Origin of the sequence: Aeribacillus sp. FSL K6-8394, assembly GCF_038008865.1 — a bacterium.
Lineage (GTDB): Bacteria > Bacillota > Bacilli > Bacillales > Aeribacillaceae > Aeribacillus > Aeribacillus composti.
Map to the genome: position 1 here is coordinate 92,501 of NZ_JBBPAA010000002.1, position 15,776 is coordinate 108,276.

General features: G+C 36.2%; 14 protein-coding genes and 8 tRNA genes. 20 read left to right on the top strand and 2 right to left on the bottom strand.

The genetic code is table 11. From position 1 onward, the window contains the following. Positions 1-7: 7 nt before the first annotated feature. The 13 genes from NSR00_RS12795 to NSR00_RS12855 all read left to right on the top strand — a co-directional run bounded on the left by NSR00_RS12795 (position 8) and on the right by NSR00_RS12855 (position 5,805). Positions 8-80 (top strand) — tRNA-Thr (locus NSR00_RS12795). 1,047 nt (positions 81-1,127) lie between these two features. Further along, positions 1,128-1,203: transfer RNA gene (locus NSR00_RS12800), tRNA-Lys, on the top strand. A 7-nt stretch (positions 1,204-1,210) separates the two neighbouring features. Further along, a tRNA-Leu gene (locus NSR00_RS12805) sits at positions 1,211-1,293 on the top strand. A gap of 6 nt (positions 1,294-1,299) precedes the next feature. Further along, positions 1,300-1,371, top strand: a tRNA-Gly gene (locus NSR00_RS12810). Positions 1,372-1,378: 7 nt separating this feature from the next. Beyond that, positions 1,379-1,467, top strand: a tRNA-Leu gene (locus NSR00_RS12815). A gap of 5 nt (positions 1,468-1,472) precedes the next feature. After that, positions 1,473-1,549 (top strand) — tRNA-Arg (locus NSR00_RS12820). A 4-nt stretch (positions 1,550-1,553) separates the two neighbouring features. Then, positions 1,554-1,630, top strand: a tRNA-Pro gene (locus tag NSR00_RS12825). A gap of 10 nt (positions 1,631-1,640) precedes the next feature. Next, a tRNA-Ala gene (locus tag NSR00_RS12830) sits at positions 1,641-1,713 on the top strand. Positions 1,714-2,204: 491 nt separating this feature from the next. Continuing rightward, the gene (locus tag NSR00_RS12835; protein WP_340789342.1) at positions 2,205-3,560 is read left to right on the top strand and encodes a hypothetical protein; all 1,356 of its coding nucleotides are present in this window, start codon (positions 2,205-2,207) and stop codon (positions 3,558-3,560) included. 12 nt (positions 3,561-3,572) lie between these two features. Beyond that, positions 3,573-4,256 carry an ATP-binding cassette domain-containing protein gene (locus NSR00_RS12840; RefSeq protein ID WP_063387110.1) on the top strand — a complete coding sequence of 228 codons (684 nt, stop codon included), beginning with the start codon at positions 3,573-3,575 and terminating at the stop codon, positions 4,254-4,256. Then, positions 4,253-4,489: a hypothetical protein gene (locus NSR00_RS12845; protein WP_066247873.1), complete on the top strand. Its 237-nt coding sequence runs from the start codon at positions 4,253-4,255 to the stop codon at positions 4,487-4,489. The genes NSR00_RS12840 and NSR00_RS12845 overlap by 4 nt, the downstream gene beginning before the upstream one ends. A 268-nt stretch (positions 4,490-4,757) precedes the next feature. Continuing rightward, positions 4,758-5,285 carry a hypothetical protein gene (locus NSR00_RS12850; RefSeq protein WP_144597982.1) on the top strand — a complete coding sequence of 176 codons (528 nt, stop codon included), beginning with the start codon at positions 4,758-4,760 and terminating at the stop codon, positions 5,283-5,285. Positions 5,286-5,352: 67 nt separating this feature from the next. After that, positions 5,353-5,805 (top strand): hypothetical protein, encoded by a 453-nt coding sequence (locus tag NSR00_RS12855; protein ID WP_340789346.1) that lies wholly within the window; start codon positions 5,353-5,355, stop codon positions 5,803-5,805. A 434-nt stretch (positions 5,806-6,239) separates the two neighbouring features. On the opposite strand, the gene NSR00_RS12860 is transcribed toward NSR00_RS12855, so the two are convergent. Continuing rightward, the gene (locus NSR00_RS12860) at positions 6,240-6,992 is read right to left on the bottom strand and encodes a prepilin peptidase (protein WP_340789348.1); all 753 of its coding nucleotides are present in this window, start codon (positions 6,990-6,992) and stop codon (positions 6,240-6,242) included. Positions 6,993-7,222: 230 nt separating this feature from the next. Here NSR00_RS12860 and NSR00_RS12865 point away from each other — a divergent pair, with 230 nt between their 5' ends. Further along, positions 7,223-8,404, top strand: coding sequence for an IS701 family transposase (locus NSR00_RS12865; RefSeq protein WP_340789350.1), 1,182 nt, complete (start codon positions 7,223-7,225; stop codon positions 8,402-8,404). A 380-nt stretch (positions 8,405-8,784) separates the two neighbouring features. Here the strand turns inward: NSR00_RS12865 and NSR00_RS12870 are convergent, their stop codons facing one another. Next, positions 8,785-10,146, bottom strand: a complete 1,362-nt coding sequence (locus NSR00_RS12870; RefSeq protein ID WP_340789351.1) for an IS4 family transposase — start codon at positions 10,144-10,146, stop codon at positions 8,785-8,787. Between the two features lie 191 nt (positions 10,147-10,337). On the opposite strand from NSR00_RS12870, the gene NSR00_RS12875 reads away from it, so the two are divergent. From NSR00_RS12875 to NSR00_RS12900, 6 genes are all read left to right on the top strand, one after another. After that, a complete protein-coding gene (locus tag NSR00_RS12875) occupies positions 10,338-10,805 on the top strand; it encodes a type IV pilus modification PilV family protein (RefSeq protein ID WP_340789353.1) in 468 nt (155 codons plus the stop codon). Continuing rightward, positions 10,798-11,325, top strand: coding sequence for a hypothetical protein (locus tag NSR00_RS12880; protein WP_340789355.1), 528 nt, complete (start codon positions 10,798-10,800; stop codon positions 11,323-11,325). Before NSR00_RS12875 ends, NSR00_RS12880 begins: the two co-directional genes overlap by 8 nt. Continuing rightward, entirely contained in the window at positions 11,306-13,063 is a 1,758-nt protein-coding gene (locus NSR00_RS12885; RefSeq protein WP_340789357.1) for a hypothetical protein, read from the top strand. The genes NSR00_RS12880 and NSR00_RS12885 overlap by 20 nt, the downstream gene beginning before the upstream one ends. A gap of 772 nt (positions 13,064-13,835) precedes the next feature. Beyond that, a complete protein-coding gene (locus tag NSR00_RS12890; protein ID WP_242513753.1) occupies positions 13,836-14,510 on the top strand; it encodes an MgtC/SapB family protein in 675 nt (224 codons plus the stop codon). 241 nt (positions 14,511-14,751) lie between these two features. Then, positions 14,752-15,213 (top strand): CtsR family transcriptional regulator, encoded by a 462-nt coding sequence (locus NSR00_RS12895; protein WP_063387474.1) that lies wholly within the window; start codon positions 14,752-14,754, stop codon positions 15,211-15,213. A 14-nt stretch (positions 15,214-15,227) separates the two neighbouring features. Continuing rightward, positions 15,228-15,776, top strand: coding sequence for a UvrB/UvrC motif-containing protein (locus NSR00_RS12900; protein ID WP_063387128.1), 549 nt, complete (start codon positions 15,228-15,230; stop codon positions 15,774-15,776).

A 15,776-nucleotide genomic window follows, 5' to 3' on the forward strand; every position in this document is an offset into this window, starting at 1 on the left:
TTATTATGCCGGTGTAGCTCAATTGGCAGAGCAACTGACTTGTAATCAGTAGGTTGGGGGTTCGATTCCTCTCGCCGGCATCATTTTAGTTGTTTTATTATGAATATGTCTTTCAATCAGTTGTCAGACAAGCAATGCTTCATCAAATTTGTGGCAGGTTGTTTTGCCCTGATGTCATTGATCGTTTTCCCAATAGTTAAGACAGAAGAGACAGCTGAAAAAATATTTTTGATCATGAGCCATTGCTCAGCAGGTAGTGCAACGAGCAAAGCCTCGTCGAATAAGCGGCGAGTTGTCCCGACGCATCTATCTTCCTCCAGAAGCTGGCAGAGGAAGGGACATCTGACAAATGAAAAATGGATTAGGAGAAAAAAATTTTTTATGAGCCATTAGCTCAGTCGGTAGAGCAACGAGCAAGGCTTCATCGAATAGGCGACGAGTTGTCCCGACGCATCCAGCATCCTCGAAAAGACTGGAAGAGGAAGGGACATCTGACAAATTTAAAATGAATTAGAAGAATAAGTTTTTTATGAGCCATTAGCTCAGTCGGTAGAGCAACGAGCAAGGCTTCATCGAATAAGCGACGAGTTGTCCCGACGCATCCAGCATCCTCGAAAAGACTGGCAGAGGAAGGGACATCTGACAAATGAAAAATGGATTAGGAGAAAAAAATTTTTTATGAGCCATTAGCTCAGTCGGTAGAGCAACGAGCAAGGCTTCATCGAATAAGCGACGAGTTGTCCCGACGCATCCAGCATCCTCGAAAAGACTGGCAGAGGAAGGGACATCTGACAAATGAAAAATGGATTAGGAGAAAAAAATTTTTTATGAGCCATTAGCTCAGTCGGTAGAGCAACGAGCAAGGCTTCATCGAATAAGCGACGAGTTGTCCCGACGCATCCAACATCCTCGAAAAGACTGGCAGAGGAAGGGACATCTGACAAATGAAAAATGGATTAGGAGAAAAAAATTTTTTATGAGCCATTAGCTCAGTCGGTAGAGCAACGAGCAAGGCTTCATCGAATAAGCGACGAGTTGTCCCGACGCATCCAACATCCTCGAAAAGACTGGCAGAGGAAGGGACATCTGACAAATGAAAAATGGATTAGGAGAAAAAAATTTTTTATGAGCCATTAGCTCAGTCGGTAGAGCATCTGACTTTTAATCAGAGGGTCGGAGGTTCGAATCCTCCATGGCTCACCATTTTGACGCGGGTGTGGCGGAATTGGCAGACGCACTAGAATCAGGATCTAGCGCCTTTATGGCGTGGGGGTTCAAGTCCCTCCACCCGCATCATATGCGGAAGTAGTTCAGTGGTAGAACACCACCTTGCCAAGGTGGGGGTCGCGGGTTCGAATCCCGTCTTCCGCTTTTCTCTGCCGGGGTGGCGGAATTGGCAGACGCACAGGACTTAAAATCCTGCGGTAGGTGACTACCGTACCGGTTCAAGTCCGGTCCTCGGCACCATATTGGCGCCCGTAGCTCAATTGGATAGAGCGTTTGACTACGGATCAAAAGGTTAGGGGTTCGACTCCTCTCGGGCGCGCCATATACGGGAAGTAGCTCAGCTTGGTAGAGCACATGGTTTGGGACCATGGGGTCGCAGGTTCGAATCCTGTCTTCCCGACCAGGAATTTAAAGGGGCCTTAGCTCAGCTGGGAGAGCGCCTGCTTTGCACGCAGGAGGTCAGCGGTTCGATCCCGCTAGGCTCCATCTAAATATTTATTCATACAACCAATTCCAATAATCCGCTGAACCTTAGGGAGATTCCTAAGGTTTTTTTTATTGCCCATGAAAAATGGACATGGACGTATGGATGCGAAAAAATTATCAATAGCTGCTAACATATTCGAAACAGTTGTCAAGCAATTATTTGTGTTGCTTAACATAGTGCTTTGAAGCCGTTAGTATGATCCGAAAAGTGTATAGCGATGGGGGCAAACAAAACTATCGATATCGATCGAAACATAAAAAATGGGAGAATTTCTAATAAATCGCTAAATATGGTTGATTAATGGTATATTTGGTAATATTATTTAATTGATCAGATGAAGAGAAAGTGAGAGTTTAAATATGAGTTCAGCTACACAATGGCTCAGCAGCTTCATTATTTTTTAGTAAAAATTTAAGAAAATAGATAAACATCGCGTAATGAACATTGTTTCTAAATTTCGTTTTATGGTTTTATTGATGAGGTGCAGACTATGTCAAATGTAAGAATTTTTTTTCTTATTGCAATCAATGCTTTAAGAGCATATCAAAGCAATTTGTATGAAAAATTCGAAAAAATTTTACCTGAATTTAAGTATCTGGCGAAATATTATATATACTTTTATGCAGCGTCAAATATTTTATTATTAGGGATTATTCTTTTACTAGACCCTTCTCAAAATGTACATATTCATCGTATATTACATGGCTATAAATGGGAAATTTTAATCGCAAAATATTTAATGGAATTATTTATCATTATAAATTTGTTAAGATTTGAAGTTCCAAAAGGATTTAAAAAAGTTTATGGATTAATGCCGTCTATTTTTTATGTAATCACTGCTAATTTTAAAAACGTTTATACATGGATACTGATACAGTTTATATATCATACATTTTTAGATAAACAACTTTTTTTGATCTTATTTATTTTAAGCTGTATAATCATTTATCTTTCTTTGTTTGCCAAAATATCAGAATTTCAATACATATTAAATATTTTAAAAATGGCTCGTCTCATGTTTGTAATATTGTTAAGTTATCAAATCATTCAAGAAGTATCGCAAAAAGCAGGTTTTAGCTTCGCGAGTGCAACCAATAAAATCGAGGTTTTATTATTTTTATGGGTGGCTTTTCTATTAATTCTGTTAATATCTAACTATTTTTTATTAAGATATATTAAAGCTACTACACGAGTTTTCCAGGAAAAACAATTGATCCATTATTTCAAACTATTTTTTATACCCTTCATATTTTTGACTTTGATACAGATCGCGTCCAGCTTGTTTGTTTTCATCAGCAATATCGAAGAATCACTGATAATCATGTCCTATTTAATTTCATCTCTTTTTGTTAAAATCAAATTTATTGATTTTTTAACTATGGAAACTTATGGTTATTATTTATTTTATTTAAAGTCTTTAGACAAAAAAATTCAATCTGAGTTTATGATGAATATTAACTTAAATAATTTCTTCTTATTATTGCCCGTTTTACTATTTCACCTCTGTTATCTCATTTTAAATCAGCAATATATTTATGCTTTCCTGCTGATGCTTGTATACATATTAGACATTAAGGCAGATGAACTAATCATTTTAATCACGAGAAAAATATTGAAGAAAAGTGAATTGCCTAATTTGTTTATACACACAAAAAAAGGTTTATCCAACGTATTATTAATAGCGTTTGTTCCCAGTGCCATTATTAGCATTCTTGTAAACAGTAGCAGCATAAAGAGCTCCAGCTTAGCTACAACGATGTTGCTGCTCGTTTCCGTCATACTATTTTGTGTGTCAATATTGGCGCATTATTGGAGGAAGAGCTTTTTTGACGAATTACATAAGTGAGGTAAAAAATAAATGTTAGAAATTAAAAATTTAACGTATAGCATAGGGGAGAAAAAAATTTTAGATCATATATCTTTTTCAATACCTGAAAATGAAGTGACAGCCATTGTCGGGCCAAATGGCGTGGGCAAAACTACAACCGTGCAAATATTGTCGAATATAATCAAAACGGAAAATGCTTCTGTTAAGAGCTTAAATCGTAATAAGAAAATCGTTTACTTGGATATTGAATATTTAGTTTTTGATGAATTGACAGCACAAGAGTTTCTCGAGTTACATTCACGAATTCATAATAAAAATAAAGAAGAGCTTGAAGAGCTATTAAACGAATTTGAAGTATTGAATATTAAAGAATTTTTACCGAACAAGTTAAAGGGTCTTTCTTTAGGGCAAAAGCAAAAATTGATTATATTAATGGGATTTATGTCCAATGCAGATATTTTAATATTTGATGAGCCATTTAACGGTTTAGATTATAAATCTGAAATGAATTTTAAAGAGCTGCTCAGAAAAAATAAGTTTAACTTCACAATTATCATCACTACCCATAATTTTCATGATATCGAAAGGTACACTAAGCAGTGCATTGTGATGGAAGATAGCAAAACGATTAAGCAGATTACAAACGTAAATACTCAAAGTTATAAAAAAAATATATTTCAGTATTTAGGTTTAGAACAGGAGCAGTATAGATGAATCGTCAGTTCGTCATAAAAAGGGAAGAGTTCATGAAAATTCCTCTGCTTATATTTGGTTTTTTATTGGCAGGATTCTTCTTTGGCGCATTATTAGAAGTCGATTTAAAAAGGGAAGCTCTCGATCTAAATTTTATTGATATTTTTTTCAATAACGCCTCAATCGGCATTATGTTAGTTCTGCTAACAAGTTTCATATCTTATCCGATTATTTTATATAATTCATTTTTTTAGGGTTAAACATATATTTTGGCATAGAGCTCTTTGGCGTATATAAAACTTTCATGACTTTAATTTTCCATACGCCGATAGAAATAGTAGGATGGATCATATGTATCATCGCTTCGAAAAGAATGAAAGATTTTTATAAAACTGTGTTAAAAAAAGAAATAAACAAAGAAAATATAAAGGCTGTTTGTATGTTATTGCTGACAATGATAGCTGTTTACTTTGTTGCAGCCATAGTGGAATATTATGCTTTTGAATTTCTGGGGGGACATAAATGGTTAAATTAAAAGCAAATGAAAAAATATTATTAATACTGTTTACGCTTTGGTATTTATTATCCATACAATTTATCAGTCAATACATGATCATGAATCAAGGCAGTGTAATCTATGAAATGAACATTTTTAAAACGAAAGAAATCATGTTTGTATTCCTAAATTTTGTCATAATGATCTTTTCGATTGTTTTTCTTTTCTTTCAAGCTTTTATCTATCGATTTATCATACTATTATTTAAACCGCAGAAATATCCATCCATATTTTCAAGCTTTTTTTATTTAATGATTGGATATTTGCCATTTTCCATTACGATCATTATCACAAACTTTATTCATCAAGAGTATGTTTACAATATTTCAACGAATATATACGCAAAAATTTTCATAACGATTATTGTAAACGTAATATATATATTCATCATTGTTAAAAAAAATATCATCGATTCCAAAAAGGCGCTATTATTGTGTATGTTTTTAATCGTAATAAATGCTCTAGTTTTATTCATTAATTTCAATTCACTATAAAAAACGATCGCATGATCATTGACTGTTTTCCAGAGGAACTTTGCAAAATATATGAGAGGATATGAAAATGGTTAATGAAATAAAAATGTATTTTTCTCGTCACAAACCAATTTATGTTATACTTGCTGCAATCATGATAGGATGCGGACTGCAATATTTCATACTTAGCAATGAGAATATGAAGTCTGTACAGGATGCTTTATCGGAAGAATCGGAGTCATTGATTTTCCAAAGCTTCTCTGTCGATATCATTGCCCTAATTGCCTTGCTATATTATATTTTTTGCTCTGCTGCTTCAATCATGAAAGATGGAGTTTTTGAAAAAAATAAAAGCACCCGTAAAATGATTTTACATAAAATATACGCTTCTTATTTGTTCGTATTTATTTGCAACGGAATCATTGTATTATTGACTAGCATAATCGTTATCATACTTTATGGATTTCATCATGATATTTTTTATCATGCATTGTTATTACTTATTGCGAAGTCCTATACCGCAATTTTTTATGTAACATGATCTATGTTTTTGGCTGTTCTATTCAAAAAGTATATGTTTATTTTTTCCATGCTTTTTGTTGTGGAGATTGCAAAAATTGCGGTTTTTGCATTTCTGCGTAAATTTGCTGTTTTTGATTACGTTATATTCAATCATTTAGATATTTCTTCTTATTTCCATTTGCCGTCTTCAGGAATTGATAAGGGATATAACATATTATTTTCCATTGCCATATATTTAGCGTATATATTCCTTCTGCAAGCTTTGAGTGTTTATATATTCAACAAGAAAAGAGAGCGTGTAACCGATTAATTAACATTTATCGTTGTTATGGATGGCATTATCACCATTGTAAAGATTTTGAAAAGGCCGTTTAGCTCGCTAGATTAGCTGTTAAAAATACTTTGGCTTCATATCGAAAGAAAAGAAAAGTCAGACCTGTTCTCTTTTGTCCATTATATGATTAACTGAATATACCAATGGAAAATTTCCGTTTCATAAAAATATGAAAGCACGGCTCCAATGCTGATGAAAGGTCCGAATGGTATCGCCGATTTACGGCTTAATTGTTTCGTGATGATGCCAAATAGACCGAATAATGCACCAATTAAGGTAGACAGGAAAAAAGCTAATAAAACTCCTTTAAGACCTAAAGCATATCCTAAAACAGCAAATAGTTTAATATCTCCGCCTCCCATTCCGCCATTGCTTACAATGGCAATGATATAAAGAAGGACAAAACCGACAGTCATTCCAATTATCGAATCATACCAAGGATGAAGCGGAATCCAGGTCCGCAGGAGAACAAATAGAACGAAGAAAAATATTAAAATTCGATTCGGAATCAATTTGTACGATAAATCACTCACCGTAATAATGATAAGAAGTGAAACAAAGGGTAGTGCTACTAAAAGCTCCTCGTTAAATCCAATTTTGTAAAAACTAAAAACAAATAGTAAACCTGTGATCAGCTCCATCACTGGGTAAATAGCCGAAATCGGAACACGGCAGCTGCGGCATTTTCCTTTCTGAAGCACATATGAAAAGATGGGTATTAATTCATACCAGGATAAGAAATGGCCACAATGCGGGCAGTGCGACCTCGGCTGAACGATTGAGTGTTTTTTCGGGATGCGAAGACCGACAACATTAAAAAAAGACCCGAAAATGATTCCGATAGCAAAGAAAAAAAGGTAAACGAAAACCATTGCCAAACTCCTCGTACATTAGTATTTAGGGCTGTTTTTACCATTTTGCGATTCCTTATTTGTTTCTGATGAATGACTTTTATCTGCTGAATCAAAATAAAAGGTAGTTACTGTAGATGAGCAAATTCGCTAACATAAATTTACAACCAAACAAAAAAAGAGACATGAACCCGATTCCTTGATTAGAATAGATGTGTCACCAAAACTATTCACAAGGAGGTTCATGTCTCATGAATAGATTAGCACATCATCAAGGAATCCACAAGTTTTTCACGATGTTGGGGTTGGCACTTTATTTTTCAAAACCTGTCATGAAGCATCTCGTTCATATCGTGGATGCGCTGACCACCAAAGGATTTGCGGGAACATTGACCGATCTTCATCATTGGAGCTTTCATCCGAACCACCGCACGACACTCAGCCATTTTTTCACGAAAAGCCCTTGGGATGAAGAGACGCTGCTTCGCAAACTTCAACAGTGGATGCTTCGTCGTGTCGAACGCATCGCCAAACAGGAGAATCAACCCCTTTTTGTTTCGATCGATGATACGATTTGCCAAAAAACCAAGCCTTCGTCACAGGCAACGCACGCCATTCAAGGGTGTGATTGGCACTATTCTCACACAGAGAAAAAGTCGATCTGGGGACATTCTCTCGTTTGGCTCATGGTTCATACGATGACCCAGGCTTTTCCCTTTGCGTTCCGCCTCTACGACAAGGCGGCTGGGAAAAGCAAGGGGGAACTCGCGATCGAGATGCTTTCTTCTTTGGATGTACACCGTCCTGTTTATGTGCTGATGGACTCTTGGTATCCATCGCAAGCGCTCGTGGAAGCCTGTCTGAAAAAAGGATTTCACGTCATCGCAATGCTCAAAACGAACCGGATTCTCTATCCGAAAGGCATCGCCATCCAAGCCAAACAGTTTGCCCGCTATATCGAACCGAAAGACACTCACCTCGTCACGGTGGGAGAAGAGCGTTATCGGGTTTATCGCTACGAAGGCTCTCTCAAAGGTCTCGATGATGCCGTGGTGCTGCTCGCTTGGAAAGCCGATCAGCCGATGACACCCGAACATCTTCACTGCGTCTTGAGCACCGACCGGGATCTAAGCGATGAAGAGATCTTGCGCTACTATGCCCAGCGTTGGTCGATCGAATGTTTTTTCCGTCAAGCGAAAGACCAGCTGAAACTCGATGGATACCGCGTTCGCGGACGTCGGGCGGTGAAACGCTACTGGATCTTGGTGCAGCTTGCTTACGTGTACAGCATGTTCGAGTCGAACAGCGATTTTTCTGATGGGCTCGATCTTCTGCGCAAGAGAAAAGGACATAGCCTCGTGGAGTTCATTTACCGTGCAGCGAAACAAAATATTCCCATTGATACCGTGAAAAAACAGCTCCACGTGGCATAAGGGGTACCCTGTTTGTCTCTTTTACATGGTAATTATTGTAATTAAAATTGCTCAACTACAGGTAGTTAATTGAATTTCCATCGTAATGGTTTGATTCGTTTCGTCCTCTAAAAGCTCCTTTTCCCCCGGTTTCGTGAATGAAAGGACATCCACTCGGGTGATTCGCTCCAATTTTTCTATTTAAAGTAATAAATAATGCATTTTTGTATAATCATAGCAAATTTTGGAGAGAAAAATTTTTACGGATTTAGTAAAAATGTTCCATATACTTACATTCTATTATTATGATTCGTTTAAGACAATGGTTTTTAGTCAAAAAGTCCAATTTCAGAGGATATAGTTCCAATTCACTACAGCCATTGCGACTATTACTTAATATCTCAACTTTCGCACACAGAAATATTTAAGCATTGCTTGATATAATTAGGTATAGTGGCCAACCATTTATTCATTTGATTTTTAAAGATGTCCATGTTCAAAGAAACCTCAGCTTCCGCCAAAGTTTGGAAAAGGTCAATAAGTGATTGAAGGGCAGTAATAAAATCTATGTCTTTTACATCTTCGCAAAGGATGTAAAAAAGGTTGCCAATCGTCTTAGGATCCTCCTCTTTTCGCATTTGCCAAGCAATGAGAATATATCGTGTAAAAACAATGGTTGTATGGCTAATTAACATGTCGTAGGAACGTCCCTGGAATTCTTTCTCTAAATTTAAAAGGGATTTATTGCATTTGAAGAAGACTTCAATGTCCCAACGCATGCCGTAAATACGAATGATCTCTTCATTTTCTAATGTTGTATCTGTGCTGAGAATGGCAAGCCATTCGCTCCGTTTATTACGGTTTCGTACAAATAGAATTTTTACTGGAATTCCATTGTCTAAAGTAGCATAAACGGATCCGAGAATGTCTTTTTTACCCATGTGAGGTTTTGCCAATTTGTAAAGTTGATTCAGTGTGAAACGTTCACCATTGTAAACGTATCGCTGCTTTAATTGCTTCACCAAGCCAATGACAAATAACCCTTTGTTCGTAATCTTCTCAATTAAAGGCGCTTGTGTAAACCAGGAATCCATGAGAACATAGTCAGCTACAATCCCTTTTTCAAGCGCGTGATCAAGTAAAGCTGAAGCCACGTCCGGTTTTGATTTCAGAGCTTCCTGGCGACGCTTATAGCCAGATGTTCGTTTATCAATATTGGTATTGATTTCTTGCAGGCGATTTTCCTTTTTCGGTGAACTTAGAAGAGCAAAATCAACGGGAATAAAAGTAAAACTATCGGTCCAGCCAAGGGTAAGCATTTGAAACCCTTTCAAGTACTGATGGGTAGAGTGATCAAAAACCTTAGCCAACAGTTCAACCGACTTACTACGGTTTCTTGAAAAGACAGAATCATCAATCACAAAAGCTGTGACACGATCTTTTGAAGTTAATGGTTGAAGCAGACGGATCATTTCACTGCTTAATGAAAGCAGAAACTTTCTCCAATGATAGGTTGGTGTATTTAAAAAGCGATAGACTGTATCCTTTCCGGGCAGATCCTGAGATCGTTTACTCATAAAAGCACGAAACCAGTTCTTATATTGGAAGACTAAAAGAAAAATCAGTTTGAAAACAGTAAGACAAGAATACCCGGAAAGTTTCGTAATATTCGCTTTTCTTAAATGATATCCAATATTTAATTCGGAAAATCCTTGTTTAATTTCTTTTGGTAATTGCGCAAAGTAGTCTTTATTCGTTATCATAGTGGTGACACCTTTCTTTTGGATTTGGTTTCGTCACCAATAGTTTACCAAAAGAATAGGTGTCTTTCTTTATGTTTTAAAAAATGTCAAATGATAATTTTGTACTTCCCAAACCATTTACATCAAGCATTTAAACAAGATTTTGGACTGCGAAAGCTGAGTTAATATTTAAAAAAATGGGTGAATATTCTATGAAAATGAAGATTGTGAAGAAAATGGACGGGTTTACACTTGTGGAGATACTAATTTCTCTCGTCATTCTTTCCATCATTATTTTGGCATTTCTTAATCTTTTTGTTTTTACAAATAAAACAACTGTAGTAAACAATGATCAATTAGTGGCAATTCATCTGGCGAAATCAACAATGGAAAGAATTAAGATGAATCCTTTTTCTTATATTGATGAACCAGATAATGATCGCTTTAATCAGCCGCAAGTTTATACTTCTGACAGCTGCTCGAACCGTCCAGATCCCGATGAATGTGAACTTTTGTTTTCTCCACTTATAAATAATAAAACGTATGCAGTTCAAGTAACGGTCAGTCAAACTGCTAATGAAAAAGAGATTCGATTAATGAATGTACTTGTTGAAGTGAATTTACAAAATTCAAAAACACCCATTACTTCAAAGGTTGAAGGGTATGTGAGCTATGAGTAAAAAAATCATATCCTCTAGTAAAGGAATTACGTTAGTAGAAGTTCTTTCAGTGGTTTTATTGGGTTCTGTTATCGGACTGATCGCTTACTCTGTTCTTTTTAGCGGATTAAAAACATATGACCGTGCGATGGAAGAAGCAGCATTGCGCGATGAAGCAGATTATATACTCGCCCATTTAATTGATGAGCTGTTTGTGTTAAAGGTTAGTGAGATTAAGGAGCGGAAATTGCCGGATCCAAGCGGGAATTACTTTTTGATCAAACATGACGGCAGCAAAATTGGTTTTGATCATGAACATTCACGTGTAGTGATTAATAACAAAGAATTGTCGTTAACAAACGGAAATATCGTGCTTTCTCGCGAATCAAAATTGATAGAAACGGAACGAGAAGATGTGTTTGAAATTTTGTTAGTTTTACAATCTACTAAAACACAGCAAACAATGAAACTGAAAAGTATTGTGAACATTATTGATGATCGAAAAGGAGTGCAAAATAATAATGAAAATCATAATGAATGAAAAAGGATACTCCTTAATCTTAACCATGTTGATCTTTTTACTATTTACAGTCTTGTCTGTTTCCGTTTTGACAGTTGCTTTATCTGGAGTGAAAAGAAATCAAACAAGCGAGGATTATGTTCAAGCTCGTGAATTAGCCAATAAAGGAATTGAACATATTACGAATCAGATTCAAAGCGATTTGAAAAATGAACTCGGTGAAGAAGGAATCACCCGCAGCGAGTTTATAACGAAATTAAATACGATTTTAAATCGCTATAAAGACGTGATAAATAGTGTTCACAATACTGGCGCAACTGGTGAATATCGAGTATATATACGAAATATAGAAAATGTAATAGAAAATGGTGAAGAAAACCCGCTAAAGAAGAAGATAACCTTTTTAAGCAGAGGATTTGTTGATGGCAAGGAAAAAACGGTTATTTCAGAAGTTGAAATTGGTGCACAATCTGTTTTGGAGACGTTACATTATGCGCTCGGTGCCAACAAATTATGTAAAACTCCAAATACCTGTATACCTGGTGAAGGAAATTTGTTTTTGCACGGCGGGGTTTCAATCACAGGGGATATGAAGGTAGACGGGAATTTAATCATAACAAACCGCGGATATGCATATTTAAGTGGTGAGAAATGGATTGCGTCCGTTTACCCGAGCATTTTACCAACACAAGGAAAAGCAAACGCAAACTTACTACTTGGTGGAAATATTTTTACCTTTAATCATACCCCTCCATATGAACAACATATCACAACTTCTAATTTTGGAAGTTCTTATACAAAGCTAACAGATCGTATTGATGATGCTTTTTACAATCGGCAAGCCCCGGTTATTGTAAAAAGGCAGCCGATCCGTGATGACATTCAAATTCCTGCACAAAAATCGGTTTTTTATTATAAACATAATTCTCCCGGTGTAACGATCATAAAAGCTAATAATAGAATAATCTCAAACCAAAATCGGCCTAATGACAAAGTTTATGCGAGTCATGAATGTTTTTTTATATGGTGTAATGAGAAATACGATGGAGATTACACATTTACTGGGAATAATCTTTTTAAAAGCTTTGCCACTGCAGGTTCATTAACAATTCGCAATTTAGATAATCAATTCAAACAGACCACCTTTAAGGAGGGAGCCTATATAGAGAAAGATTTAACAATTGGCGACGAGTGGTCTGATTCGTACAACCCAAATAATTATGACAAAATTCGGGTGGACGGCCCCATATTTGTGAACGGTGATCTGACGATTAGAGGGGCTGATGCGGAATTTAATTCAATTATGTATGTAATGGGGGATGTGACGATTGAATATTCGCGCATCAATGGATTAGGTCAAAACGGTTCATTAATTATTTTTGCAAAAGGAAATATAAACATTAGAAATAATAGCGTTAACCAGGATGAACCTAGTAATATTAAAGGGTTTTTCTATTCAGAACAAGCATTAGAAATGTTTGGAGTTGGTTCAAATATTCGTATAGAAGGAGGAATATCAGCGAGGCGCATTGTTTTAAATGCGATAAGAGGGCGTGCTAGTAATCGATATTTTGAGGGAGCACAAAGGATTACGAATAACGATTATTTTGAAGGTGCACAAAACCAAATAGGCAAGCTTTCTAGGCTGCAAATTATTTATGATCCGGAAATTATCAATACGTATGCAGATATAAAGTCTAGAGAGCCCGTTATTAAAAACTTAGATCCGCCTAAAATTATTAATCGTGACATAGAATAAATACCTTTCATCTTATTTTTTTGCCGATATGACCGCCGTCTCTCGTGTATAGCGAAGGCGGTGGAGGAATCGGCTTCTTTTTTTGTTTTTTGTGATGTTTTTCCGTTGCAATACTTTCCGTTATGATCATAAAATGAAAAATTAAGAAAAAAAGCCAATTTTTCGAGAAAATTGTCGAAAGCCGAAATGGATATTTTTGCTGTTACAAAAACATCTTTAATTGATTTGAATGATGCAAACCGTTTTAATTAATCTGATAAAAGCGATGGAGGCGAGATTTGCTTATCCATGTAAAAAAGTATGGACGAAACAATTATTCGCTGCAATGCGGTTTGAGAAGCTCAAGCCTCTTTTATCCTCTTGTAAATGGAAATATACAACAAACAGAAGAAACAGCTTAAAACAGAACGAACAAAAACGACAAATTTACGAACAACTAAGAGCTCGCTTCTTCTGAAGATCCTCCACAGCTATTGCAATCAAGCTCGCTTTCTTTAAAACCTTCAATCGGAGTATAATTAATTGATCGCTACTTTAGAAACATAAACTGTTCCATTCTTGAAGCATATGAGCAGTGAAAGCTTCGTTTGATTTAAAAGCCAGCTCTAAATGTGCTTTTTTGTTTCATATCGCTCTTAGGCTCATACTCAAGAACGATTGAATATTGAGCACTGTTCATCGCATATAATGGGAAAGTATAATACTGTATCATTTCAAAATTCATATATGGCCAAAACAGAAAAAGTCATTTGGATGGTAAGGAGGAATGATAATGCCTGAGGAATGGCAAATTATGTTGATTCGCATTGTTTTAGCAGTCATTTTAAGTGGATTTATCGGCCTTGAACGAGAATTTAAACGGCATCCAGCAGGCTTTCGCACGCATTTGTTAGTTGGTGTCGGCTCCTGCATGATGATGCTGCTGTCTCTTTATGGCTTTGAAGAATATATGGATCGTTATGAAAATATTCGTTTTGACCCAGCAAGAATTCCTTCTTATGTCATTAGCGGCATTGGTTTTTTAGGTGCTGGAACGATATTAGTGAGAGGGGTTACGGTAAGAGGATTAACGACGGCAGCCTCGATTTGGGTTGTTGCAGGACTTGGCCTTGTTGTTGGGGCAGGAATGTATCCGTTGGCGATTTTTTCTACCTTGATTGTATTGTTGAGTTTGATCTTTCTCAATAAGGTGGAGGCTTTTTTTGCTGAGAAGTCAAGCAAAAAATGGATACAAGTTAATCTTCCAGAAGATGATTTGGTGGAATTTACTCGGAAACTTGAACAATTAAATATTTCTGTTTATAAAATTCATTTTACATTGTCAAAGCCAAAAGAAACTAAACATGCGAAGCGTTCATATTTACTTGAAATTGGCCTTCCAAAAGATGAAATGCCTGAAATCATAAACGAATTATTGAAATTTCAAGAAGTTAAAAAAGTTTTTTAAAGAGCGGGTTTTTTCCATATTGTAAAGGGCAATATTATTAGTGAGCTTTTTTGTTGAAATGACACAAAAAAAAATTTATATTATAATTAAGGTCAAATATAGTCAAAGTCAAGTGACTAGTTGTTATCGTTTAGGAAATAAGCATTACGTAAACATCTTGCCTCCTATCCCTCAAGGATATTGCACATTTCTTGAGCGTTTTGCAATTCCAATCAAAAAGTTGAAGGAGGTGTTTTTCGAGGTGCGGAATATATCTGATATTATCGAGCAATATTTAAAGCATGTATTAGATTCAAGCGGAAAAGAAATTGTTGAAATTAAAAGAAGTGAAATTGCGGATAAATTTCAATGTGTTCCATCGCAAATCAATTACGTGATCAACACTCGTTTTACAATTGAACGGGGTTACATTGTCGAAAGCAAAAGGGGTGGAGGCGGTTATATCCGAATTATGAAAATTCGAATCAATGACCGTATCCAGCTGATCAATCAAATTTTAAATGCCATTGGTAAAAGGCTGTCACAATCGTCGGCGGAGGATATTATTTTGAGATTGGCTGATGAAGAGGTTATTTCAGAAAGAGAAGCGAAAATTATGTTGAGCGTAATTGATCGGTCTGTTTTATATATTGATTTGCCTGATCGAGACGAATTGAGGGCAAGGATGATGAAGGCGATGCTCACCTCGTTAAAATACAAGTGAGGATGTGATGGACGATGATTTGTCAAGAATGTCATGAAAGGCCCGCTACTTTCCACTTTACAAAAATCATCAACGGCGAAAAGACTGAAGTGCATATATGTGAAAAATGTGCACAGGAAAAAAGTGATGTATTCATATTCAATATGAATCCAGGCTTTTCTATAAACAACTTATTGTCCGGATTATTAAATATGGACAGCGCCATTAGCAGCCAAGGGCAAAATGTTTTCAAGAAAAATCAGGTCATTCAATGTGAGAAATGTAATATGACGTTTGATCAATTTACGAAAATTGGTAAATTCGGGTGCTCCCATTGTTACAAAACGTTTTATCACCAAATTACCCCGATTTTAAAACGTGTTCATGGCGGGAATACAACTCACGGCGGTAAAGTACCGAAACGGACCGGTGGAAGTATTCATTTGAAAAAGCGCCTGAAAATGCTTAAACAGGAACTGCAAGAATTAATTGCGAAAGAGGAATTCGAAAGAGCAGCTCAAGTTCGGGATGAAATTCGGTCCATTGAAGCGAAGATAAATGGACGGAACGAAAGGGGAGTATGA